1 protein-coding gene is annotated in these 397 nt (G+C 42.8%); it reads right to left on the bottom strand.

All coding sequences use genetic code 11. The annotated features are described in order from the left end of the window. On the bottom strand, positions 1 to 397 hold a 397-nt coding region (locus QTN94_RS20535; protein ID WP_331428700.1), incomplete at both ends, for an IS630 family transposase.

Genomic DNA, 397 nt, shown 5'->3' on the forward strand with positions numbered 1-397 from the left:
CGATCTCTGGAAGAGTCACAGTAAAAAATTGATCGATGGCTTCCTTGAAGTCTCGTTTATTTTTGAAGTAAACGTTATTCCTCGACTGCTCGTTCATTACCTTCCAAAGCCGCTCAATTGGGTTGAGATTTGGGCTGTAAGGTGGAAGGTAATGCAGCTCAATGTTAAGGACAAATGCGGCATCTTTGACTAAGTCACTGCGGTGATACCCAGCACCATCTGAGATGATGTGAAGCTTGTGGGCTAACGGATAACTCTCTCTTAACTTACAGAAAAAGCGAACAATATTTTCACTGTTAATACTCTCGTAATCGTGAACGATGGTGGCACCAATATCTGACAGGTTTAGTGCGCCAATAATGTTCAATCGGCTACGATTGCCCGTTGTTTCAATCAC

The sequence above is a fragment of the Vibrio sp. M250220 genome (genome assembly GCF_036533795.1).
Classification (GTDB): Bacteria; Pseudomonadota; Gammaproteobacteria; order Enterobacterales; family Vibrionaceae; genus Vibrio.